General features: G+C 41.8%; 22 protein-coding genes and 1 pseudogene. 9 read left to right on the top strand and 14 right to left on the bottom strand.

The genetic code is table 11. The annotated features are described in order from the left end of the window. Positions 1-3: 3 nt before the first annotated feature. Positions 4-1,146: a DEAD/DEAH box helicase gene (locus MHI11_RS03745; protein ID WP_065098097.1), complete on the bottom strand. Its 1,143-nt coding sequence runs from the start codon at positions 1,144-1,146 to the stop codon at positions 4-6. Between the two features lie 152 nt (positions 1,147-1,298). Between MHI11_RS03745 and MHI11_RS03740 the strand changes: the two genes are divergently transcribed. Beyond that, positions 1,299-2,852, top strand: coding sequence for an ABC-F family ATP-binding cassette domain-containing protein (locus tag MHI11_RS03740; protein ID WP_044141251.1), 1,554 nt, complete (start codon positions 1,299-1,301; stop codon positions 2,850-2,852). A gap of 216 nt (positions 2,853-3,068) precedes the next feature. On the opposite strand, the gene MHI11_RS03735 is transcribed toward MHI11_RS03740, so the two are convergent. The 3 genes from MHI11_RS03735 to MHI11_RS03725 form a co-directional block, all read right to left on the bottom strand. Beyond that, positions 3,069-4,259, bottom strand: a complete 1,191-nt coding sequence (locus MHI11_RS03735) for an MFS transporter (protein ID WP_340960492.1) — start codon at positions 4,257-4,259, stop codon at positions 3,069-3,071. 56 nt (positions 4,260-4,315) lie between these two features. Beyond that, on the bottom strand, positions 4,316-4,741 hold the full coding sequence (locus tag MHI11_RS03730) for a MerR family transcriptional regulator (RefSeq protein ID WP_044141247.1): 426 nt from the start codon (positions 4,739-4,741) through the stop codon (positions 4,316-4,318). 158 nt (positions 4,742-4,899) lie between these two features. Beyond that, positions 4,900-6,783, bottom strand: coding sequence for an ABC-F family ATP-binding cassette domain-containing protein (locus MHI11_RS03725; RefSeq protein WP_340960491.1), 1,884 nt, complete (start codon positions 6,781-6,783; stop codon positions 4,900-4,902). A gap of 133 nt (positions 6,784-6,916) precedes the next feature. Here MHI11_RS03725 and MHI11_RS03720 point away from each other — a divergent pair, with 133 nt between their 5' ends. Then, positions 6,917-7,990 carry a tetratricopeptide repeat-containing glycosyltransferase family 2 protein gene (locus MHI11_RS03720; protein WP_340960490.1) on the top strand — a complete coding sequence of 358 codons (1,074 nt, stop codon included), beginning with the start codon at positions 6,917-6,919 and terminating at the stop codon, positions 7,988-7,990. Between the two features lie 180 nt (positions 7,991-8,170). Next, positions 8,171-9,562, top strand: a complete 1,392-nt coding sequence (locus tag MHI11_RS03715; protein WP_340960489.1) for an amino acid permease — start codon at positions 8,171-8,173, stop codon at positions 9,560-9,562. Between the two features lie 38 nt (positions 9,563-9,600). On the opposite strand, the gene MHI11_RS03710 is transcribed toward MHI11_RS03715, so the two are convergent. Both MHI11_RS03710 and MHI11_RS03705 read right to left on the bottom strand, forming a co-directional pair. Beyond that, a complete protein-coding gene (locus MHI11_RS03710; protein ID WP_003214167.1) occupies positions 9,601-9,834 on the bottom strand; it encodes a hypothetical protein in 234 nt (77 codons plus the stop codon). 6 nt (positions 9,835-9,840) lie between these two features. Continuing rightward, positions 9,841-10,098, bottom strand: a complete 258-nt coding sequence (locus MHI11_RS03705) for a hypothetical protein (RefSeq protein ID WP_003213975.1) — start codon at positions 10,096-10,098, stop codon at positions 9,841-9,843. Positions 10,099-10,163: 65 nt separating this feature from the next. Between MHI11_RS03705 and MHI11_RS03700 the strand changes: the two genes are divergently transcribed. Next, entirely contained in the window at positions 10,164-10,643 is a 480-nt protein-coding gene (locus MHI11_RS03700; protein WP_340960488.1) for an Hsp20/alpha crystallin family protein, read from the top strand. Here MHI11_RS03700 and MHI11_RS03695 read toward each other — a convergent pair. After that, positions 10,624-10,851 carry a hypothetical protein gene (locus MHI11_RS03695; RefSeq protein WP_106030046.1) on the bottom strand — a complete coding sequence of 76 codons (228 nt, stop codon included), beginning with the start codon at positions 10,849-10,851 and terminating at the stop codon, positions 10,624-10,626. The two genes, MHI11_RS03700 and MHI11_RS03695, sit on opposite strands and share 20 nt — an antisense overlap. A 92-nt stretch (positions 10,852-10,943) precedes the next feature. On the opposite strand from MHI11_RS03695, the gene MHI11_RS03690 reads away from it, so the two are divergent. Next, entirely contained in the window at positions 10,944-11,288 is a 345-nt protein-coding gene (locus MHI11_RS03690; protein WP_340960486.1) for a hypothetical protein, read from the top strand. Between the two features lie 131 nt (positions 11,289-11,419). On the opposite strand, the gene MHI11_RS03685 is transcribed toward MHI11_RS03690, so the two are convergent. Then, positions 11,420-12,052 carry a type 1 glutamine amidotransferase family protein gene (locus tag MHI11_RS03685; RefSeq protein WP_340960485.1) on the bottom strand — a complete coding sequence of 211 codons (633 nt, stop codon included), beginning with the start codon at positions 12,050-12,052 and terminating at the stop codon, positions 11,420-11,422. 74 nt (positions 12,053-12,126) lie between these two features. After that, positions 12,127-13,087 (bottom strand): annotated as a pseudogene (locus MHI11_RS03680) (helix-turn-helix transcriptional regulator). Positions 13,088-13,660: 573 nt separating this feature from the next. Between MHI11_RS03680 and pbp4 the strand changes: the two are divergent. Both pbp4 and MHI11_RS03670 read left to right on the top strand, forming a co-directional pair. Then, positions 13,661-15,700 carry a penicillin-binding protein PBP4(5) gene (pbp4, locus tag MHI11_RS03675; RefSeq protein WP_340960484.1) on the top strand — a complete coding sequence of 680 codons (2,040 nt, stop codon included), beginning with the start codon at positions 13,661-13,663 and terminating at the stop codon, positions 15,698-15,700. A gap of 134 nt (positions 15,701-15,834) precedes the next feature. Then, the gene (locus MHI11_RS03670; protein WP_340960483.1) at positions 15,835-17,073 is read left to right on the top strand and encodes an MFS transporter; all 1,239 of its coding nucleotides are present in this window, start codon (positions 15,835-15,837) and stop codon (positions 17,071-17,073) included. A gap of 36 nt (positions 17,074-17,109) precedes the next feature. Here the strand turns inward: MHI11_RS03670 and MHI11_RS03665 are convergent, their stop codons facing one another. From MHI11_RS03665 to rfbF, 5 genes are read right to left on the bottom strand one after another with little or no spacing between them, the layout of a single operon-like run. Beyond that, positions 17,110-18,039, bottom strand: a complete 930-nt coding sequence (locus MHI11_RS03665) for a putative nucleotide-diphospho-sugar transferase (protein ID WP_340960480.1) — start codon at positions 18,037-18,039, stop codon at positions 17,110-17,112. Next, positions 18,040-19,230 carry a glycosyltransferase family 2 protein gene (locus tag MHI11_RS03660; protein WP_340960478.1) on the bottom strand — a complete coding sequence of 397 codons (1,191 nt, stop codon included), beginning with the start codon at positions 19,228-19,230 and terminating at the stop codon, positions 18,040-18,042. It abuts the gene before it with no gap. Next, on the bottom strand, positions 19,227-20,138 hold the full coding sequence (locus tag MHI11_RS03655) for a putative nucleotide-diphospho-sugar transferase (RefSeq protein WP_282060815.1): 912 nt from the start codon (positions 20,136-20,138) through the stop codon (positions 19,227-19,229). The genes MHI11_RS03660 and MHI11_RS03655 overlap by 4 nt, the downstream gene beginning before the upstream one ends. Before the next feature lie 12 nt (positions 20,139-20,150). Beyond that, complete coding sequence (locus MHI11_RS03650) at positions 20,151-21,122, bottom strand: GDP-mannose 4,6-dehydratase (protein WP_340962283.1); 972 nt, start codon at positions 21,120-21,122, stop codon at positions 20,151-20,153. Between the two features lie 4 nt (positions 21,123-21,126). Further along, on the bottom strand, positions 21,127-21,891 hold the full coding sequence (gene rfbF / locus MHI11_RS03645) for a glucose-1-phosphate cytidylyltransferase (RefSeq protein WP_044141579.1): 765 nt from the start codon (positions 21,889-21,891) through the stop codon (positions 21,127-21,129). 356 nt (positions 21,892-22,247) lie between these two features. On the opposite strand from rfbF, the gene MHI11_RS03640 reads away from it, so the two are divergent. Together MHI11_RS03640 and MHI11_RS03635 are read left to right on the top strand one after the other, a co-directional pair. After that, positions 22,248-22,397 carry a DUF1540 domain-containing protein gene (locus MHI11_RS03640; protein WP_080773021.1) on the top strand — a complete coding sequence of 50 codons (150 nt, stop codon included), beginning with the start codon at positions 22,248-22,250 and terminating at the stop codon, positions 22,395-22,397. Positions 22,398-22,595: 198 nt separating this feature from the next. Beyond that, entirely contained in the window at positions 22,596-23,675 is a 1,080-nt protein-coding gene (locus MHI11_RS03635; RefSeq protein ID WP_340960476.1) for a DUF3900 domain-containing protein, read from the top strand. Positions 23,676-23,737 lie beyond the last annotated feature (62 nt).

Genomic DNA, 23,737 nt, shown 5'->3' with positions numbered 1-23,737 from the left:
TTTCTATGCTTGCTTTGGCGCAAGATGTAGCTGGCCTTGCTTATAAACAATTTCCTGAAGCGAAAGATTTAGCTTTTTCGCCATTTTTTTAAGCATAGAATGCTCTTGAGGTGTGACAAGACTGATGACAGCCCCTTCTTTTCCTGCGCGACCGGTTCTGCCTGAACGGTGGATATAGCCTTCTTCGTTTGGCAGGTCGGCATGGATCACGTACGGCAGATCGTCAATATCGATGCCTCTTGCTGCGATATCCGTTGCAAGAAGAAGTGGGAATTCACGCTGTTCAAATTCCTTTAAGATGATAGCACGCTCTGCTTTTTTCGCTTCACTATGAAGGACACCAAGGTCGACATGGTGATACGCTAATTTCTCTGCATAAATACTTAGATTCGTAATATCACGCACAAAGACGAGCGCATGCATGTCCTCAAGCCGTGATAGTTTTTGCAGAAGTTTTACTTTGTCTCGCTGGTCACATAATAGATAATAGTGTCCTACTTTCTGCGCTTCTTCCTCACTTCTGGCAATTTTCAATACTTCTGGTTCAGTTGTCATTTCTTTAATCAGTTGAACCGTTTCGTCTTTCAGTGTCGCAGAAAAACAAAGGATTTGTCTTTCTTTTAATGTGGATTTAATGATCGCTTGGATCGTTTTCATATGCTCTGGCACAAGAAGCTGATCTGCTTCATCTAGCACGATCGTTTTGACTTCGTGCATTTTCAGTTTCTTGATTTTGATTAATTCTTGTACACGGCCAGGTGTTGCGACAACGATGTTCGGGTGTTTCTTTAGTTTTTCCTGCTGCTTTTTGATGTTCGCTCCACCAATCAAGGAGACCGCTTTGATGTCTGATCCTTGTTTGAACGCTTGCACGACATCAAAAATTTGCATCACAAGCTCTCTTGAAGGTGCCAAGATTAAGACTTGCGGGTGCTTGATATCCACATCGATTTTATTTAAAAGCGGCAGCACATACGCCAGTGTCTTCCCCGTTCCTGTAGGCGATTCTGCAATCACATCACGCTTCTCCGTAATCCATTCTGCTGTTTTTTCTTGTATAGCTGTTGGTTTTTCGAAGCCAGCCGCTTGGAAGTTCTCTTGAATAAATGGCTTTGCTTCTTTTAAAAATGCCCAATTTTCTATCATGTCGATCTCCTTTATCCTCATTCAATCTATCCTTTAGTATCTCAAAATCAGCTTTGAAACGCAATTTTTCTTTTGATGCTTTTATCAAGCCGGACAGTTCGATATAATCATGAGAGGCACTAGCCGTTTTGAATCTATTTGAGGTGTAAAAAATGATATTATCTGTTAAAGATTTAAGCCATGGCTTTGGCGACAGAGCCATTTTTCACGAAGTCTCCTTCCGTTTATTAAAAGGCGAGCATGTCGGCTTAATTGGCGCCAACGGTGAAGGAAAGTCAACGTTTATGAATATTATTACTGGCAAGCTGGAGCCAGATGCAGGAAAAGTGGAATGGGCGAAAAATGTCCGTGTCGGCTACCTTGATCAGCACACTGTGCTAGAAAAGGGCAGAACGATCCGCGAAGTGCTTCAGGATGCATTCCACTATTTATTTTCCATGGAAGCAGCGATGAATGACATTTACGGCAAAATGGGTGAAGCCGATCCTGATGAGCTGGAAAAGCTGTTAGAGGAAGTGGGCGTCATTCAAGATGCGCTCACAAACAATGATTTCTATATCATTGATTCCAAGGTTGAAGAAATAGCGAGAGGTCTTGGGTTAACCGATCTTGGACTGGACCGTGATGTGACGGAGCTGAGCGGCGGGCAGCGTACAAAAGTATTGCTTGCGAAATTGCTGTTAGAGAAGCCAGAAATTCTCCTTCTCGATGAGCCGACCAACTATTTAGATGAGCAGCATATTGAGTGGCTGAAGCGCTATTTACAGGAATATGAAAATGCGTTTATCCTCATTTCACATGATATTCCGTTTTTAAATAGCGTCATTAACTTGATCTATCATGTTGAAAATCAAGAGCTCACGCGCTATGTTGGTGATTATGATCAATTTAAACAAGTGTACGAAGTCAAAAAGCAGCAGCTTGAAGCAGCTTATAAAAGGCAGCAGCAGGAAGTGGCTGAATTAAAGGATTTTGTGGCAAGAAACAAAGCGCGTGTCAGCACAAGAAATATGGCCATGTCCCGTCAGAAGAAACTGGATAAGATGGATATGATTGAACTCGCAGCAGAAAAGCCAAAGCCTGAATTCCACTTTAAGACGGCACGGACTTCCGGGAAATTGATTTTTGAAACAAAAGATTTGGTCATTGGTTATGATGAACCGCTCTCTCGTCCATTGAATCTGAAAATGGAACGCGGGCAAAAAATTGCGCTATACGGCGCTAACGGGATCGGAAAAACGACATTGCTGCGAAGTCTCCTTGGAGAAATCTCGCCAATTTCGGGTGAGGTGGAACGCGGAGAATTCCTTCATATTGGCTACTTTGAGCAAGAAGTAAAAGAGCAAAACAGCAACACCTGTATTGAAGAAGTATGGGGCACCTTCCCTTCTTACACGCAATATGAAGTGAGAGCTGCTCTTGCAAAATGCGGATTAACGACAAAACATATTGAAAGCCGCGTGTCTGTTTTAAGCGGTGGAGAAAAAGCAAAGGTCCGTCTTTGTAAGCTGATCAATGAAGAAACCAACCTACTTGTTCTCGATGAGCCGACCAATCACTTGGATGTCGATGCCAAAGAAGAACTAAAACGTGCATTAAAAGAATACAAAGGGAGCGTCTTATTGATCTCTCACGAACCTGAATTTTATCAAGATGTAGCAACTGAAACTTGGAATTGCGAGTCTTGGACGACAAAAGTATTATAGGCTTCAAATTGTTGACAAAGGGCTAAAATGATCTTGATTTTAGCCCTTTGTCTTCTTTTCAGCGTGATAGAAAACCTTTGAAGTCTAGGAAGGACGAGTACCGGAGTGGAGCGAATTGAACATTCGTGAGCACCGGAACGCAGTCCTGACAAAGAATGCGAGGGTTTGTCTACACGCTGAGCCTTATATCTGATGCAGATATAAGGCTTTTTCTATTTAATGACCTACTTGAATATTGATAAGATGCTTACGACCAATAAGCAAGATGATCATGCCTAACAGAACGACAGCCGCCCCAACATAGTAAGGGGTGCTTGCTGTATAAGATTCAGCAAGTACGCCGGCAATCCAAGGAGCAATCGCGCCCCCAATAAACCGTACAGCACTGTAAGAGGATGAAGCAATGGAACGCTCAACCGGTGCTGATCCCATCACAGCGGTCGTGAGCACAGTATTGATCATGCCAAGAATACCCCCAGCAATGACAATTCCGCAGATGACGACTACTACATGTGAAGTCCAGATCCCAATACCGAATAAAATCATAGCAAACGAAGCAAACAGAACCACAAGAGAAGTCAATGTCCCAAGCTTTCGATGAATGACCGGCGCTGAAAAGACGGATGTCACGGCCAAAAATAGTCCCCATCCAAAGAAGACATAACCAAGACCATGCTCATCCAGATGAAGCACAAATGGCGAATACGCTAAAATCACAAAGAAACCAAAATTGTATAAGAAAGCGGCAGATGCCATCGTTAAAAGTCCTTTATATTTTAATGCCCCGACAGCCTCGAATAATTTCACCTTTTTCTGGGGTTTTTGCATCGGTGGAAGCATAAACGTAATAGCTAAAAGAGCAACAAGCATCAATACCGCAACGCCAAAGAATGGTCCGCGCCAAGAGATCGTCCCAAGTTCTCCGCCAAGCAGCGGCCCAACCGAAATCCCAAGACCTAGTGCAGCCTCGTATAAAATAATGGCCTTCGCACTTCCTCCAACAGACACGCCGACAATGACAGAGAGAGCCGTTGAAATGAATAAGGCATTCCCAATGCCCCATCCGCCTCTAAAGCCGATTAATTCGTTAATCGTTGAAGAGGTACCGCCTAAAGCAGAAAAGACAATAATAAAAATAAGTCCGATTAATAACGTCCATTTCGCACCAATCCGGCTAGAGAGAAAGCCGGTAAAAAACATCACAAAGCCGGTTACAAGTAAGTAGCTCGTAAATAAAAGTGAGACCTGACTTGGAGATGCATCTAATTGTGATGCAATGGCCGGCAAAATCGGGTCCACAAGTCCTATCCCCATAAATGAAATCACACATGCAAAGGCAACAGCCCAGACGGCCTTCGGCTGCCTAAGCAGACTTGTACGCTGTTTTAACACTTCTTCTTCCTTCATTCCATCAGAACCTTTCCTTCAAATGTTGACAAAATAAAATAAACACACTGAGGTGTTTATTTTTGTAATTGCTCAATCGCATGAGCCGCTCTTTCTTTCATCGTTTCAAGATCCTTTTTAAAGGATTGAATCGTTTCAAGCTTTTTTGTAATCAATTGATGCTGCACAGTCAGCTGTGCCTCAATATCTAACAGCTTCTCTAATCTTTCCTTCGGATCAAGCGACAGCAAGTAGCCTTCTTTATTCAGCTCTAACTGCTTTCCTATTTCCATAAACGATTGAAGCTCTTGTAAAGAAAAGCCAAGTACCTCTTTTGCCTGCATTACTTTTTCTAGTTCTTCCATGTCGTCCTCTGAGTACAGCCTGACACCGCCCTCTGTCCGCTTTGGTGCTGATAATAAACCAATCTCTTCATAGAAACGAATCGTCCGTTTCGTCAGTCCACTTCTTTTCGCCACTTGATCAATTTTCATCCATTCCATTGCCAGTGCCTCCTGCTCATTAATTCATGATTTATTATACACCTTTATAACCTTAACGTAAACGTAAATGTTTGAGTTCTTGATTTTCTCGTGTTTTGATGTAAAGTAAAAAAACCTGTAGAAAATTCTACAGGTTTTTTTCAATCATTTTATTAGGATTAACCCTCTAATTCCTCAATCATCAGTGACAGTTCTGTCCAGCGGTCCATTGCTTGTTCTAGTTCTTCAGCAACGGCTTTTTGTTCGTCCATCAGTTCTTGAATTTTCCCAAAATCACTGCCTGCTTCTGCAATGCTTGCTTCAAGCTGCTGATGTTTTTCCTCTAATGCCTGAATCCGGTCTTCAATTCCGTCCCATTCAAGCTGGTCTTTATAAGAAAGTTTTTTTCTCTTTTTAGGCGCCGCTTCTACTTGTTTCTCAGCAGGCTTTGTCTCTGTCCGCTTCGCCTCTTTTTCTTGCTCCATGTAATCGCTGTAAGCACCTTGGTAGTGTGAAATGCGACCATTTCCTTCAAAGACAAGCAGACGATGAACCACTCGGTCTAAGAAATAACGATCATGCGATACGGTCATGACAACGCCAGGAAACTGTTCTAAATAATCCTCTAAAATGCTGAGGGTCTCCGTATCAAGATCGTTCGTCGGCTCATCTAAAAAGAGAACATTCGGTTCTTCCATTAAGACTTTCAATAAATACAATCTGCGGCGTTCTCCTCCTGACAGCTTGCGAATAAACGTCCGCTGCATGGATCTTGGAAATAGGAACCGTTCCAGCATTTGCTCTGCTGTCACTATGGCGCCATCAGATGTCTTAACGATTTCAGCTGTTTCCTTGATGTACTCAATGATCGTCAGCTCTTCATCCATTTCTTTGTGATCCTGCGTGTAATAGCCAATACGAACGGTTTGTCCAATCGTCAATTCTCCTGAAGTCGGTTCTATTTTCCCCGCTAGACAGTTGAGTAACGTCGTTTTTCCGACTCCATTCGGTCCGATAAACCCAATCCGGTCGCCCGGCACGACTAAGTCTGTAAACCGCTCCACAAGGGTCTGGCCAGCAAATGAAATCGACAAGTCTTCTGCCTCTATGACTTGTTTTCCTAGGCGATGGGAACCGATGGCGAAATCCAGCTCTCCCTTTGCATCAGGCCCTTTTTGATCCATCAGCTCTTCGGCTCTGCCGATGCGTGCTTTCTGCTTCGTCGTTCTTGCTTTTGCCCCTCTTCTCAGCCATGCAAGCTCTCGTCTGAGTAAGTTTTGACGCTTCGTTTCTTTCACCTGAGCTTCTGCTTCTCGTTCCGCTCTTTTTTCTAAAAAGACTTCATAATTTCCTTTATACGTATAGAGCTGTCCTTGATTCAATTCATAAATCCGATTGGCCACTCGGTTTAGGAAATAACGATCATGCGTCACCAGAATGACAGCACCGCTGTATTGACTCAAATATCCCTCGAGCCATTCAATCGTTGCATTATCGAGATGGTTGGTTGGCTCATCTAAAATCAGCAATCCCGCAGGCTGAATTAAATTTTTAGCAATCGCGACACGCTTTTTCTGTCCGCCTGATAAGGCATGAACAGAACGGCTCACATCTTTGACGCCAAGCTTTGTCAAAATCGTTTTGGCTGACAGGTTCGCATCCCATGCGTCTTCCTGATCCATTCGATTTTGCATGCGCATGAGCGCCTCTTGTTTTGCTTCATTTTGCGGATCATGCTCTAAATCGGCGAGCGCCTGTTCATATGCCTTCATTGTTTGAATCATGGGTGCCGTTCCAGAAAAAATGTAATCAAGAATCGTTTCATCCCCGATCATTTCAGGGTCTTGCTCAAGAAATTCGATATCAAGTGTCCCTGCCTTCGTAATATCACCCTCTTCAAACGATTCAAGTCCTGCAATGACCTTTAGGAGCGTTGACTTTCCTGTTCCGTTTGGTCCAATCAATCCGATGCGTTCCTTTGGTTCTATATGAAAAGAAATATGATCAAACAGCGTTTTCTCGCCATAGGTTTTATATAATCCTTCAACATTCAATAAACTCATTTTTATCAGCCCTTACATAGATTCTTCCTTTATTTTAAATCAGCCAGTAGCAGAAAACTAGTTTTAAAAAACCTGCTGCTGAAAAGAATGTTTCCTTTTGCTGCTCGATACACTATGAAGAGGTGATCTAAAGATGGTAACCATTAGCTTATGTATGATCGTGAAAAATGAAGAGGAGGTGTTAGCGGACTGCCTTTCCTCCGTTCAAGACATTGTCGATGAGATGATCATCGTTGATACAGGTTCAACAGATCGTACGAAGGAGATTGCTCACTCCTTTTCAGCCAAGGTACTTGATTTCGAATGGGTTCAGCATTTTGCCAAAGCCCGTAATTTCGCTTTCTCACGTGCAACGAAAGAGTATATTTTATGGCTTGATGCAGACGATGTTCTGCTAGAAGAAGACCGTCAAAAATTTCTTCAGCTCAAAGAGACACTTGATCCTTCGGTAGATGCCGTCTCAATGTTTTATCATGTGGGATTTGATCAAGACGGTCGGGTGAATTTTAAATATAGAAGAAATCGCCTTGTGAAGCGTGCCTTGAACTTTCAATGGTACGGGGCCGTTCATGAGTTTCTTCAGGTGTATGGAAACATCTTACCAACCGATATAGCCGTCACACATCAAAAGCGTAAGAAAACAACAACTGGTGAACCAGGGCGCAACCTGCGAATTTATGAAGACATGCTGGCAAAGGGAGAGAACATGACGCCCCGTGATCTCTTTTACTTTGCCAATGAATTAAGAGATAACAAGCAGCATGTCAGGGCGATTCGTTTTTATCATGAATTTTTAGCGACAAAACAGTGCTGGATTGAGGATGAAATTCGCACATGCCAATATTTAGCGGACTGCTATTATGCGGTAGGCTTCGATGAAGCGGCTTTATCCTCATTATTACGTTCTTTCTTATATGATCAACCTCGTCCAGAATTTTGCTGCCGAATCGGTGATCATCTAAAAATTCAAAATAAACATCAAGCAGCGATCTTTTGGTATGAGCAGGCGCTGAAGGCTCCTGAAATCGAAACAGCCTTCACACTCACACAGTATAAAACGTGGTATCCTCACCTTCAGCTTTGCTATTGTTATTATCAGCTCGGCGATCTGGAGAAAGCCAAAACACATCACCTTGCCTCCGCCACCCATTACCCCACTCATCCAAGTGTACTGTATAATGAAAAAATATTTGCTAAACAGACATAGACTATCTATCACCACATCCGCCTTCTATCTCCCGGCGGATGTCTCTTTTTGTGCACAAATTCGATTGTGTCGTTTAACACTTTAGTGATTTAAAGCGTTCTCCAACCAATTGACTAAATTGTTATTTAAGCATATACTAACACTCGTCTTACGAAAAGATTTATCCATTAGGAGGTCAACATGAGTTCTTTATTTAGAAAAAAGTCTCTCGACCAGCTCATGCTTGAAAGTCAAACGAAGCGGCTCAGCCGATCGTTAAATACGTTTGATTTAATCTTGCTTGGCATTGGCTGCGTGGTCGGGACTGGTATCTTTGTGATTACGGGGGTTGCTGCGGCAAAAGATGCGGGACCTGCGATTATTATATCTTTTATTTTAGCTGCGATCGCATGCGCCCTTGCTGCTTTTTGCTACGCTGAATTCTCCTCGTCCATTCCTGTGTCAGGCAGCGTCTATACGTATTCCTACGCCACACTTGGGGAATTTCTCGCCTTCTTAATGGGCTGGGATCTCATGCTTGAATATGTCATTGCGCTCTCTGCTGTAGCAAGCGGATGGTCGTCCTATTTTCAATCACTGCTCAGTGGATTTGGTCTGCACATACCAAAGGCATTATCAGCTGCACCTGGAGCCGCTGATGGGGCCGTCTTTAACCTTCCAGGCGCACTCATTATTTTGCTCATTACCTTTATTGTCTCAAGAGGCGTAAAAGAAAGCACGAAGCTAAATAACATCATTGTGCTGATCAAAATCGCCATTGTCCTTCTCTTTATCATCTCAGGTTTTGCGTACGTCAAACCTGAAAACTGGACACCTTTTATGCCGATGGGCTTTGAAGGCGTGATCGCAGGCGCGGCAACAGTCTTTTTTGCTTATCTCGGATTTGATGCGATCGCCAATGCATCTGAAGAGGTCAAAAATCCGCAAAAGGCGATGCCGATTGGTATTATTGGAGCGGTCGGTGTTTGTACCGTTTTATACATCGGTGTGTCCTTTGTCTTAACCGGCATGGTTCACTATACGAAACTGAATGTCAGTGACCCTGTCGCATTTGCTCTTCAAGTCGTGGGCCTTCATAGTGTGGCAGGTATCATATCAGCCGGTGCCATTATTGGGATCACAACGGTTTTAATTGCCTTGGTCTATGCGCAGGTACGCCTAACCTTTGCGATGAGCCGCGATGGACTCATGCCAAAGATTTTCTCAAAGGTTCATCCAAAATCGCAAACACCCGTTGCCAACACATGGCTGACAGGTGCTGTCGCAGCATGTATCGTAGGTTTTGTGAACTTATCGACGCTCGCGAATTTAGTCAGCATCGGTACACTTGCAGCCTTTACAGTGATTTCAATTGCCGTCATCGTTTTACGGAAAAAACACCCGAATGTCAAAGCAGCGTTTAAAGTGCCTTTCGTGCCTGTTCTTCCGATTATCAGTGCGGTCATTTGTATCACACTCGCAACGACCCTTTCATGGGTGACATGGAGAGCCTTCCTGATCTGGGTGGCCATTGGTGTCGTTGTTTATTTCACCTATGCAAGACGAAAAAGTCATCTGAATGCAACACATTAGAAAAGAGACACGGGGTTTCCCGGTCTCTTTTTTTTTGCTTAAATCACGCTGTTTTTGGCTGAATTTGAGTCCACCATATCTGGATCTAACACGCTTGAAATCGGAATGACAAGCGGTGAACAATCTCCATTGTCCTCTCCAAACCCTTGGTTCAATTTCATTGAGAGAAAATAATCGATCTGCTGATAAGGACCTAGCGTCAGTGATGCACCCCGATCCATTGCATTGATTTTAAAAGCACCGACATTGACGACTGAGGGTGAGAATAACATCACACGTCACTTCCTTTGTATGGGTTTAGCTGCTGGTGAAAAAGAGGCAGGTGAGTCCACTTGATCTCGATCATCTACATGGCTTTTTGTCCCGACAAAACCGCTGGCATCTCCAAAATTTTGTCCGTACCCCTGATTTTTTTTATCTGAGTTTTGCCACTCTGCTAACAAATTTTGTCCGACATTCACCGCCGATGCATTTTCAAAGGAATTAATTTTTAACATGAAAATATTAATATTGATATACGGAGTTGGTTGAACCACAGATAAACCTCCTTTTTATAGGTATATGCAAGCACCCATCAAGTATGTTAACAGGAGGTCTTCACATGGACTTCGAAAAAATGAAGCAGTGGATGGATATTGCCCAGCAAATGCATGGGGATGATTTTTGGAAAATGATCTTCGATGATGAGCAAAGATCTCCCTTTATGGCAAATGGTCCATCTCCCTTTACGTTCACGCAGCAGGAACAGCGCGGACAAGATGCGTCGTTTCCACCAATCGACATGGTGGAAACCGCGACAGACATTCAGTACTTAATTTATTTGCCTGGCTACCGAAAGGAAGATGTACAAGTGTTATCATATGGTGAATATTTGGTTATGAAAGGACAGCGTCTTTCCTTTTTTAATGAGCAGGATTTTCGCCAAAAGCAGGGGAAGTATGGTCCGTTTGAAAAGAAAATCCGGCTTCCAGAAATGATTCTTGGACAAATGAATGCGGCCTTTAAAGACGGTGTGCTTTATATCAGGCTGCAAAAGGATGAAGGAAAAGCGACTGCTATTATCATAGATGACGAATATTGATACTCACGGCGTCGATTTGATCACGATCATCAATCGATTCAATCGGCAGGATCGTGATCACGCCATCAGCATTCTGTTCCCCAAAGCCATTGTTCCTTTTGATCGTACTGCAATGATTGCGAACAAACGTCGAACCAAACGTCATGGATGATCCTGAGCCCATCGAGTTCGTTTTCATATGGGCAATGTGAATCTGAGTAGGCAGCATGTGCTTCTCCCCTTTCTTGACATCTCTATAAGTATATATCTCACAGCTTTTCCATAGACTAGATCAAGGCAGAAGAAAAGGTTGTGGTCTACTTGAAACATTTCATTCTATCACTCTTTAAAAAAACTGAATCCAGTCCATCCCCCTCTGTCACCGAGCTGGAGAAAAGACTCATCGCTCTCGAGCAAAAAATGTCCGCACATGCTTCTCCTGTCTCAGAGGATACACACATTCATATTGAATCCCTGCATGTGGACAAAATTGATTACCATTTAGAGTTTGGGGAGCTTTCCATTGACCAGCTTCAAGGCAGGCTCAATATTGGGGCAACCTATTATACGCCAAAGGACACGCACATCAAAAAAACAGTATCACCACCGAAGCCAAAAGAAACCAAAACACCGACAGTCTCGATTCGATCAAAGCCATCTTCTTAATGCGCTCGGCTTTTTAGTACAATCGGGGCAGCATCAGGAACATGCAAATAGAAAATGATAAGGCAAGTCCAAAATAAAAAGCTACACTTCTCTACAAATCAAAATAGAGAAATGGAGCTTTTTCAGTTACTTCATTTATTTATTGAATTCATCAACCGGAAGAAATATTCAGATTGATGTGTCTTATTCAGGTTATACCAAGAATGTAAGGTATCTGGTGTAAATACTTCTATTTTTTTCAGCACTTCCATTGCAAATTCTAAAGGGGCTATTCCTGATGCAGTAACTAAATTCGCATCAGATACCGCAGGTGCCAACTCATAGAACTTCTCTCCTTGATAGTTAGGACATACCATTTTAGTATATTCTAAGTTATTACTTGTATGTCTTCTAGTATTTAAGTATCCCCTATTCGCGAGCCCCTCAGTTGCACCACAAATTGCAGCAACAATAGTGCCCAGTTCTAAAGTTTGGCCAATTCTTTCCAAGATAGGTTGGTGAATGTCTTCACCCCAAGTCGTACCTCCTGGTAAAATGAAAAGATCTTTGTTCTCAAGGTTACATTCTTCAAGGGAAATATCTGGTTTTATACTCAAACCTCCCATAGTCGTCTTTATTTCTTTATTAGCTCCTACTGTAATTACTCTTAAAGGTGCTAAATCTTTTTTGAAATATCTACCTGAGTTTAGTTCAGCAATTAAATATCCATATTCCCAGTCAGACATCGTATCAAATACATATAGATAAGCTTTTTTTGTTTGCATCCAATCACGCTCCAATCACAGTTGATATAGCGATTATAAAATAACTTCCCTGACAGTTAACGTCAGGGAAGTTATCATACTTGGTAAAATTTTATTAAATCCGACAAAACTTCAATCATTCTTTTTTTAAGACTGATTGGCTCAACAACTTTAATAGATTTATTGTAAGGTAAAAGTAAATAAGGTACATATGTATGTATCATATCTTTTGGAAGAAGAAAAACTGCTTGATGTGAATTCCGTTCTTGTAAATAATGTCCTAAAAACCAATGTTGGCAAATATCAGCCAATACATTTTTATCCCCATGAATCACCAAAGAAATAATCTCTTCCTTATCTTCTAAAGTTGGTAGGAGACTGTTTATAAAAAAGTCACGTGCTGAAAAATTTTCTTGCTGGTCAAACTGATTTTCAGTCACCATTAGACTTTCAATTCGATCTACTCTAAAACTGCGCATATCATTCCTAAGATGACAATCCAATCACATACCACTTATTATTCCAATAGATCATTCTGTATGGATCGACACATCTATGATGTAATTGCTTTTCTCCACTTTTATGGTAAAGAATTTTCACCGTGTTCGCGGCTGCTATCGCCTTTTCCAACTTTTTCAGAGAAGGTTCCAAAGAGATTGAACTGGTTCGACTTATTACTTCAAGACTAGTTATATGTTGGTTTACCTTTGTTTCTTGCTCTTGATTTGAGTGTTTACTAAGTTTTGAGAGGGCTCTTTGGAGCGCTTCACCTCCATAATATCCCGCATCTTCTGCAAAAACAGCAGCGTGAAATAGTGAAATTTGCTCCTCAAAATCAAAAAATAGAGGAGCCTCTATAAAATTGTTCAATAAACGATAGCCACCGTTATGTCCTGGTTCTGAAATGATAGGTACACCACTCGTTGAAAGTGTATCAATATAACGATAAACAGTTCTTATATTCATCTCTAACTTTTCTGAAATTTGTTTTGCAGTTATTTTTTTATCTGAGCGAAGCATCCATAGGATGGCTAACAGGTTGTCAACTTTAGGCATATAATACCTCCTTTATATGAGATTTATTTATACAATTTCCGGTACAATCCATCAACTATTCCTTTCCGACAGCTTTCTATATATTGAAACTATACACACATTTGTCATTTCACACATTTAATTTACAATCATATTCCTCTCTTTATTAAGCTTTACTGCATCACGACACTTCTTTAGTCGACCTATAAGCTTCTCTTACTTCCTAACCAGTTTAATTCCTTCATGCTGTCGTATACGGATAAGATCACGTTCTAATTGGCTTACACCCGTCATAACCGTAAATTAAGAACTCGCTGTAGGGCATTATCTTCTGATATCTAGCTACATATCTTTTAATAATTTAAAATTTGTCTTTTTAAGGTGAGTAATACAAGGCTAGGTCTGGACCATAAATGATTTCACCTTTTTCCTCAATTGAGGATTTAGATTTTTTTAATAAAATTGGGTATCCTAAACGGCAAATCACAGGTCGTTTTTCTTATCTATTTCGCTAGGTTTCTATGAGAAACTATACAAATCACGACAAATCACTGTAAAATATAGAGGATCTAATCAAAAATTGAGGTGTTTTCATTGTATACGGATCAACGAAAATCATTTTGGAAACAGAAAAAAGTCATGATCCCCATTCTTAGTATCATCATAGTTGCTGCTGCTTTCTTTTTCTTAAAAGATTCTCTTTTTTCAAAAGAAAAAGAAGCTTTAAAAGCGGCTCAATCCTTTACAAAACAAATGGAGAAGAAAGACTTTACAAAGCTGGCTGATGAAGTAACAAGTGCGTCTTTGAAAGCCAATGACTTCTCAAAAAAACAACTAGCCGAAAAATATGACAATATCTTCAACGGAATTGGTGCTTATGATCTGAACATATCAAAGCTCAACGTCGAAAAACAGGACAAAGGAAATGGGTATCAATTTTCCTATGATGTAACAATGAAAACGTCATTTGGCAAGCTGCACAAGCTTTCTTACAAGGGCGTTCTCTCAGAAGAAGATGACAAATGGAAAGTCGACTGGAAGCCAAATCTCATCTTCCCGCAAATGGAGAAGGGAGATACCATCAAAGTCAAATCAGACCCTGCTGTCCGCGGAAACATCGTCGACCGAAAAGACCGTACCCTAGCAGAAACAACTGGTGGAAGCGCACTTGGCATCATCCCAGGAAAGCTTGGCACAGGGGAAGAAAAAGAACGCAATATCAAAAAAATCAGCAAGGCATTTGATATAGATGAAGAAATAATCGACAATCAGCTGAAACAAGCATGGGTCACAGACGACACGTTTGTCCCGCTCAAATCGATGTTAGAGCAAAAGCCGATTCCAAAGAATGTAAAAGGCGTCACCTATCAATCGAAGGAAATGCGCTACTATCCTTATAACGAAGCCGCCGCCCATCTCACCGGCTATGTTGGGAAAGCAAATGCAGATGATATCAAAAGAAATCCGGCATTAAAGGCAGATCAAATCATTGGCAAAACCGGACTTGAATTCACATTTGACAAAAACTTGCGCGGACAAGATGGCGGAAGCATTTTGATCGTCCATGATGAAACAGGCATTGAAGAAACATTGCAAAAATCAGATCGACAAGATGGAAAAACAGTGAAGCTGACCATTGATGCCTCTTTACAGAAAAAAGCCTATGAACAGCTCAAAGGTGAAAAAGGGGCCGTCACCATCATGAATCCATCATCGGGGGATCTATTAGCGCTTGTCAGCGCCCCTTCCTATGATGTCAATCTTATGACAAACGGGATCACCCCTAAGCAATATCAGGCATACAGTGAAAACCCAGATCTCCCATTCCAAGCCCGGTATGCGAGCCGGTATGCACCAGGGTCTACATTCAAAACCATTACAGCAGCCATCGGGCTGGAAACAGGTGTCACAAAGCCTAATAAAGTACGCACCATCCATGGACTAAAATGGCAAAAAGATCAATCTTGGGGCAATTATCGAATTACACGGGTTCACGATAAAGAAAACGTAAATATGGTTGATGCCCTCGTGTACTCAGATAATATTTACTTTGGACAGGAAGCTCTAGAAATTGGCAAAGACACCTATGAGAAAAAAGTAAAAGCATTTGGATTTGGCGAAGATTTGCACATGCCATTTACAATGAAACCAGCACAAGTATCGAACGACGGCATTCAATCGGACATCTTACTTGCTGACTCGGCATATGGCCAAGGCGAATTACTCATGTCTCCGATTGAACAAGTACATGCCTATTCTCCATTTGCAACAGGAGGCAAGCTTGTCTATCCTCGAGTCGTTCAAGACGAGAAAACAGCATCACCAAAACAAATCATCAAAGAAGACTCGGCAAATACAGTGAAAGACGCGCTCACTCAGGTCGTGACGAGTCCAAACGGTACAGCTCACTCCTTACAAATTGAAGGAGCTGATATTGCCGCTAAAACAGGAACGGCAGAGCTAAAGAGCAAACAAGGGGCAACAGACGGTTCTGAAAATGGATTTTTACTTGCATTTAATCCTAAAAAAGAAGATTACGTCCTCGTCGGCATGATTGAAGATGTAAAAAACCGCGGCGGTAGTGGACTCGTCATTCAAAAAATGAAGCCTGTCATCGCAACTTTTTATAAGTAACCATTTAGAGACACAAACGCTTGTGTCTCTTTTTTCTAAATCATTACAATTTGCTATTGTTTTATAGTTCACCTTATGAATAAAATGAGAAGAATGCAAAATTGAAAACAGTTGAATGAAAGGAGGAAGTCTCATTGGCTATTGCTGCTCGTACAAAGGATAAACCTCAAAATTCTGTCACTGGATCAACGATTTATCCCATTTTATTGATTATTGGCATTTGTCATATGCTCAATGACACTTTGCAAGCCGTTATTCCTGCGATGTTCCCTATTTTAGAACGCTCAATGGGGCTGACCTTTACACAATTAGGGCTAATTGCCTTTACATTAAATATGGTCTCCTCCGTGATGCAACCCGCTATTGGGTGGTACACAGATAAAAGGCCGATGCCTTATGCACTCCCAATTGCTTTATTTTCTAGTGCTGTCGGTATATTCGGGCTTGCGTTTGCGCCTTCCTTTGCCACCATTTTGCTTTGCGTTGTCTTTATCGGACTCGGCTCTGCCATTTTTCATCCAGAGGGCTCCCGCGTTGCCAACATGGCAGCTGGTCCAAGGCGAGGACTTGCACAGTCCATCTATCAAGTAGGCGGAAATACAGGTCAAGCCTTTGCTCCGCTGATCGCTGCATTCATGCTCGTCCCTCTCGGTCAGCCAGGCGTGGCTTGGTTTACGATTGTTGGAATGATTGCTGTCGGTTTCCTTCTTTATATTTCAAGATGGTACGCAGGAAGACTTCAAACCATTCGAGCTCAAGCGAAAAAAGCTCCAGCAAAAGCTGCAAGATCTGAACTTCACCGTAAGTCAGCACTCACAGCACTTGGCATTATCGTCTTTCTCATCTTTGCCCGCTCTTGGTATGGAAATGCGATATCAAATTTCTATGCGTTTTATGCGATTGAACAATATGGATTGACGATTAAAGAATCACAGACTTATATTTTCTTATTTCTCATTCTAGGTGCAATTGGGACATTTTTAGGCGGGCCGCTTGCAGACCGCTTTGGCAAGAAAACCGTGATTTTAATTTCCTTATTGGCATCCTTTCCACTTGCCTTGCTGCTGCCATTTACCGGACCTGTTTTTGCCTATGTTTTACTTGGGCTGATTGGGGTCATTCTGACGTCAAGCTTCTCTGTCACAGTCGTTTATGCTCAAGAACTATTTCCCGGGAAAATTGGCACAATGTCTGGTTTAACGGTTGGGCTTGCGTTTGGTATGGGTGCCATCGGATCGGTCGCTCTAGGCTCATTCATTGATGCCTTCGGTTTAACGCCTACTATGATCGGAGTCGCCTTTTTACCGATATTAGGCATCCTGGCCTTCTTACTACCTAGCGATCAAACCATCTCCAAATGGAATGAATCATAAAAAGGAGAAAACCGCTCAGTGATTGAGCGGTTTTTTTCATATCTCATAAAAATGCGTATCAGGTACATGCTTCTTTGCAATAAACCCTTGCTGGAATTCTGGAAAGACCTTTTGCACCTGTTTAATTTTTTGATAAACCAAATCGGCATATGGAATATATAAATGATCCACAAGCCTTTGTTCTGTCATATAGTAATACCAATTCAGATTAAACGTATTCTCATCAATGATCGTAAAGGCAGAAAAATGATAGAACAAGAGTGGACATTCGTCGAGATACATTTCCCCTTTCACAACTGAAAGCTTGTAGTTTTCAATATTCCAAATCGCGGCATTGGCTCCTTTAGATGTCACCACATGAACCCCTTCAAAATCATCGACCCATCTTTCAACATACCGCTGATCTCCATACGTCTTATTTTTTGTATCCATTTCGACTGTACAGTGTGCAAGACAGTTTTCCTTCCATTGTGTGACCGCCCGTTTGGCAATGTCTGTGTTGCGGCAGCCGACAAATCCAGTATTAAAGCGGCCAGACAACTCATAAAAGTGATAGAACCGCTCGGAATTCATATGATCCGTCAAAAATAAATGAGCGAGTGGATTCTCTGCAAATATCGCCTCTGGATTATGATAAAAATACAAATCCGTATCCAAATGGGCGAGATAATCCGCTTTTGAAGACTCAAGGATTTTGAGCAAAAAAACGGGCTTTAACGTCCAGCAATACTCATGGAACGTCCGATCATCCTTTGCCTTTCGCAGCGTCTCATCTTCAATATTTTCAAGCTGTTCATATTGAACATGCGGATGAGGAAATTCACTTAACACCTTGTAAGCCAAAGGGTCTGCACATAGAACAGACAGCTTGAAGAAATGAGCGGTTTGTTCAAGCGAATGAATCAGCGCCAAAAGCTTAAAAACATGGGTATTCGACACAATGGTTGTAAAATGATAAGACGCCATCTACAACACATCCACTTGGAACAAATCAACGTGTAATAACTCTTTTGTCAGCCCTTGAATGGCTTCTACAACCACTGTGCAGCCATATTCCTGCCGCGCAAGCTGCGCTGCCTCTGCCAGCTTTTTCAAAGGGACATGTCTAGCTGTTAGCTGATCTTTATTATCGCGTTTGACGCCCACATTCCGCTCTGTGATCAAATGAAGCAGCTCTAAAAAATAAGAGAGCAGACCATAGAATACCGGATTACCATGCAGCTGCCGGACCTCTTTTACAATGTCATTTGTGACGGTGTGAGAAAATGGACCAGAGAAAGCCAAATGGACATCAATGGCATCAATATTGTTGTACTTCTCGCACATATACAAAATGTTATATTTGATGTCATCAAATGACGTTAAATTACTTGGATGCTCCTGATGCACGCTCATGATATCCTCTCGCAATTCAAAGGAGAGACCAAGCTGATGCAGACGAATTCCTAAATCATAATCCTCAAACCCGTACCGAACGATCTGTTCATCAAACATCCCGAGCGCGATGACATGCTTGCGTTTGACAGAGGAGTTATTCGTAATAAAAAATCGCCACGGCAGCTCATAAGAGCCTAAATCATAGTTGTACGTGCGCAAAATGTCTTTGAGGATAGCAATAAACTCAGACTGCAAATCGAAGCTTTTCTCTAGAAATGCACCATTTTCAACTTCCTTCATTGATAAAAGAGGCGTTTTATCTTTCATTTTCCGCTTATACAAGCCTTGCTTTTTCAACCGCTTGATATGATCCTGATCAAATGCTTCGTAAAAATAACGATAAATCCGCTTCCAGCATACACCGCAAATGACAAGGTCCTCATGATCAGCATGTGCCTCCGCATGCTTTTGAATAAATTGCGGCTCTGCCAGCATATCGCTGTCATGGAATATCAACAGGTCCCCCTCCGCCTCGCGAATGGCATGATTGCGACCCTTGGCAATCCCTTGATTGACAGGAATACGTACCTTTTTAAACGGAAAATTCACCTCAATGTTCTCAAGCATTTCCATCGTGCCGTCCGTTGACCCATTATCGGCGACAATGACCTCAAACGGAATATCCGTATCCTGAAGCGTTAAGGAAAAAAGACTCCCTTCTAAACGCTCTTTGGCATTATAGCTCGGAATAATGACGCTTACCTTTGGTTTCTCATTCATGCGTCATCCTCCTCCAATTTGGCATAGCCGTTAAACAGCGGATCGACCTGCTCAACAGATTCAATCACATGGCGCAGCACGTTTCGATAGGCTTCTTGGAAAAACGGCAGATCATCTCTCCCCTTTTCATGAATTTGCTGCATCTCATCCTTGCTCACGATGCGAAAGCCGCTGAAATGATAGCAAATGAGCGGATGCCCATCCTCCAGCAAAATCCGTCCATTTTCTTCCTGATAGGAATGCTGCCCATAGTTCCAATGACCAATATTCACGCCTTTTGTTTGAATATCCTCCACTTTTTCAAACAGCTTCGGCATATGATCGAGATATCCTTGATCGCCAAACTTGCCTTCGCCCGGTGCATTTTTGCATTCCTTCAAGCATTCTTCTTTCCACCAGCTGAGGCATTTTCGTCCGGCTTTATCTCCTTTAAAATGCAGGAAGCCAGAGTTATAGCGACCTAAAAGCTTCTGAAGCATCTTCACTTCCTCAGGATCAAAGCTCGGAATCACAATATCCCCTCTCGAGAGTAAAACAGAGGCATCCGGCTGATGTTGAAAAATCACTTGCGGGCTCTCATAAAAAAATAAATCCGCATCAAGATAGGTTACGCCCTCTGCCTGCTCCTGTTCAAATAACCACTCAATCCACATCGGCTTTAATGTCCAGCAATATTCCGAGGCATCCCGTTCCTCTTTTTTCTCCAGCAGCTCCGGCGTTTCGAGCTCCCGTACATGAACAAGATCAACATGAGGAAAATTCATTTGATGAAGCAGGTCAAATGCAGCATCATCCATACATAACGTCTTAATGACAGCATCATCTTCTACTTGCTTCAATGACAAGAAAAACGCAATGGCTTGATAAAGTCTTCCACTTGATAGAACCGTACAATATATGCTGTTCATCTACTTACACCTCTATTTTTGAAAGAATTCGCGGTACCATTCAATCGTCTTCTCTAAACCTTCATCAATGGAGTAGTTAGGCTTCCAATCAAGCAGCTTTCTCGCCTTTTCTGCCGACAAATATTGATGCTTTATCTCATGCGTTCCTTGGTTTAAAATACGAGGCTTCAGTTCACTGCCCATCGCCTTTAAAATCTTATCCACGAGCTCAAGAACCGTCAGCTGAATTTCATTACTAAAGTTAAATGCTTCTCCGGCGAGCCCTTTTTCCTCCATTTTTTCAGCTAGCAGCAAATAAGCCTTAACCGCATCTTCAATGTAGAAATAATCACGAATAAAAGTCCCATCACTTCTAATTTCAGGCGCTTCTCCTTCTAGCACAAGCTGGATGGTTTGCGGAATGATTCTGTTGAAGTTTAAATCCCCGCCCCCGTATAAATTGCCGCAGCGCGTAATACAAACTGGAAGACCATATGTGTTGTAATACGTGTGAGAAATTAAATCTGCACAGCTCTTTGATACATCATACGGATGTTTCCCATTTAGCGGCATGTCTTCATCGTATGGAAGCTGCTCCTGATCGCCGTATGCTTTGTCACTTGATGCCACGATGACTCGTTTGATTAGAGGCTGTCTTCTGCAAGCCTCGAGTACATTCCATGTCCCTAAAATATTGGCTTCAAATGTAGAAACAGGGTGTCTATTTGCAACCCCAACAATGGCCTGCGCCGCCAAATGGAAGACGGTATCAATTTCGTATTCTCCTAACGCACGTTCAATCGTTTGCATATCCTCCAATGCACCTTGTACCACATTCATCTTTTCAAATTGACTGCCTTGATATAAATTCGACCTTGGCACCTGATCACGCACAAGTCCAGTTACGTTTGCCCCTTGATCAATCAATTCCTTGACGAGATAGCTTCCCAATAGTCCTGTACATCCAGTCACAAATACGTTTTTCCCATTCCAAAATTCGCTCATGCCGTCACCAAACCTTCCATGGTTGTTTTCCATTTGTCCACATGCCATTGATTTCCTTCAGGTTCTTATACGTATCGATCGCTGTCCAAAATCCGTGGTGCTCATAAACCGCAAGCTCTCCATCATTCGCCAGATTTTGAAGAGGCTCCGCTTCAAACACGCATTGATCATCGTCTGTCAAATAGTCAAATACCTTTGGAGACAACACAAAAAATCCTCCATTGATCATCCCGATACTGTCTGTCTTCTCAGAGAAGGATTGTGCCATCCCGTTATATACCTTCAACGTCCCGTACTGTGACTTCTTTTCAATTCCTGTGACAGTCACAGCTGCCCCAAGATCCTGATGACGCTTCAGCAGATGAAACATATTGACATTGGCAAGTCCATCACCATACGTCATCATGAATGTCTCATCTCCAATGTAATCCTGTGCCTGCTTTAACCGTCCGCCTGTCATCGTATTCTCGCCTGTATCTAAAAAGGTGATTTTCCAGTTCTCTGACTTTCCTAAAAGCTTCATTTCCCCTGTCGCCATATCCAGCTTCATGCTGTGATGCCGCCAGTCGTAGTTCAGGAAATACTCTTTGATCTTCTCTCCTTTGTATCCAAGCAATAAGATAAACTCATCTACTCCGTAATACTGATAGATTTTCATAATATGCCATAGAATAGGCCGATCTCCGATCATAGCAAGTGGTTTAGGAAGCGCTTGTGTGACCTCACTCATTCTCGTTCCCTTTCCTCCGCAGAGAATGACTGCTTTCATCTTCTCCCCTCATCTCTCTATGAAAAATTTTTGATTGAAAACCTTATCTTTATGCGGAAAATCAGTACATGTACCCTCATACTTTGTCCGACATCAGGTTTTGAATCTACTCTATTCATATGTCGAAATGAGAGAGGGTGCCACCTAGCATTTAACTATTTTTACAAATAAAAAAAGAGCGAGATTTGTATTCTCGCTCTTTCAAAGTTTAAATTGTATATTATCAGGGTAGATGGTATGATAAACATGTGCATCAACAGCACAAACAGCCTCTTTTTATCAAGAGACTACTAGATGGAATGAATTCAAGTGGCAGCTTGCTTCATTCTCAATATGAATCACGGAGGTGAATTCCCATGGCACAAAACGTACTTTGTGAAGTGAACTCTTGCCGTTTTTGGGCTGATAACAGCTGTACGGCTTCTACCATTAAAATTGGTAAAAACACAATGGCTGATGTGACTCGCAATGCTGAAACTGATTGCGAAACATTTGAAACAAAATAAGTGATTTTTCTGAGATGAAGGAACTGGCAGGTTCCTTCTTTTCTTTTATCATTCTATCAAGAATGATAATTATTATCAAGTGTTTTTCCATAAACATTTCTCGGGAAATAATGACACGATATTTCTCCATTCGTTGACGATTTTCACTCCTTTTTCTATACTCAACATATCCGAAGAAGAAAAAGTGGTGACCAATCAATGGATTTTACGATACGTTTTCTATCATTCTTTGTCGTGGAAATCGAAGGCAAAGATGAACAAGCAAATAAACGGTTCAAGCATTATCAAACATTAGATCAAGAGGAATTTGAACAAAGTGAGCTGAAGGACTTTTTAGATGGTGAGCTAAAAAAAATCGTCAAACGAAAAGTCGACAGACACCCTAAATCTGAACAAGTACCAACCAAAATTGGCCGGTTCATTGTCGAACCCGGTCATGAACTCGATTCAAATCCAAACTACAATTTATTTCATCAGACGAGATTTGCCGATACAAAAGAAGTATTTAATGAATGCAGTGAACAGTTTGTTCGCACGTATTTAGATACAAGTGCTGTCAGAGGCGGCGTTTTTTTAGTTGCGTCTGCCGTTCCTAAAAAGTACTTCGATGACTCCTTTGTCTTTATTATGAAATGCGATTTTGAACAGAAAGTCGCTTCTATCGCTGATACATCTACCTTGATCAAAAAAGTAGAAATGGCGATTACAACAAAAAATATGAAATCAATTCAATACCCTTTTATGCCAGAAGAGGGCATGACAGAGGAAGCTGAAGTGAAAATTCACCAATCCTCACATGCTCGTTATTTTGAGGACTTTCTGAAATTCGTCGAATACGGAGAATCTATGCCTGAAATCATGAAATCACAGGTCATGAACATGGTGCAAGAACAAGTATTTGAAACATTACAGGATGAAAGTGAAGAATTAAAGCAATTTGAAAAGGACCTTGAAATATGGGAAGCGAGTGAAAAACGAGAAATTAGAGAAACACTCGATACAGAACAAGTCACACTAGCAGCTTCTCACATTGTGGAACAAACCCCTGACATCACAATGAAAATGCGTCTAGGTGAAACAGAAATCAAAGGGCTTCTAGCGGACTTTGGCCACTCGATCCATATTGCGAAGGTCAACAATCGATATGTCGTGCTCGTTGAAGCAGACCAAATCGTCTTCGAAAAAGGAAGCACACCTGTAGAATTCCATAAACCAAATGGATTAAAAGAGGTTGTCAGCCACCTCATGCAAAAAGCCTACGATTCAGACTTAGAATAAGAGAATATGACTGCCTCCTGCGCTCAGCTGCATGAGGCAGTTTTTTTATATAGCGCTTTATT

Source organism: Bacillus sp. FSL K6-3312, assembly GCF_038007485.1.
Taxonomy (GTDB): domain Bacteria; phylum Bacillota; class Bacilli; order Bacillales; family Bacillaceae; genus Bacillus; species Bacillus pumilus.
Note: the sequence above shows the minus strand (reverse complement) of the source record. Positions and strands in the feature narration are given on the sequence as shown.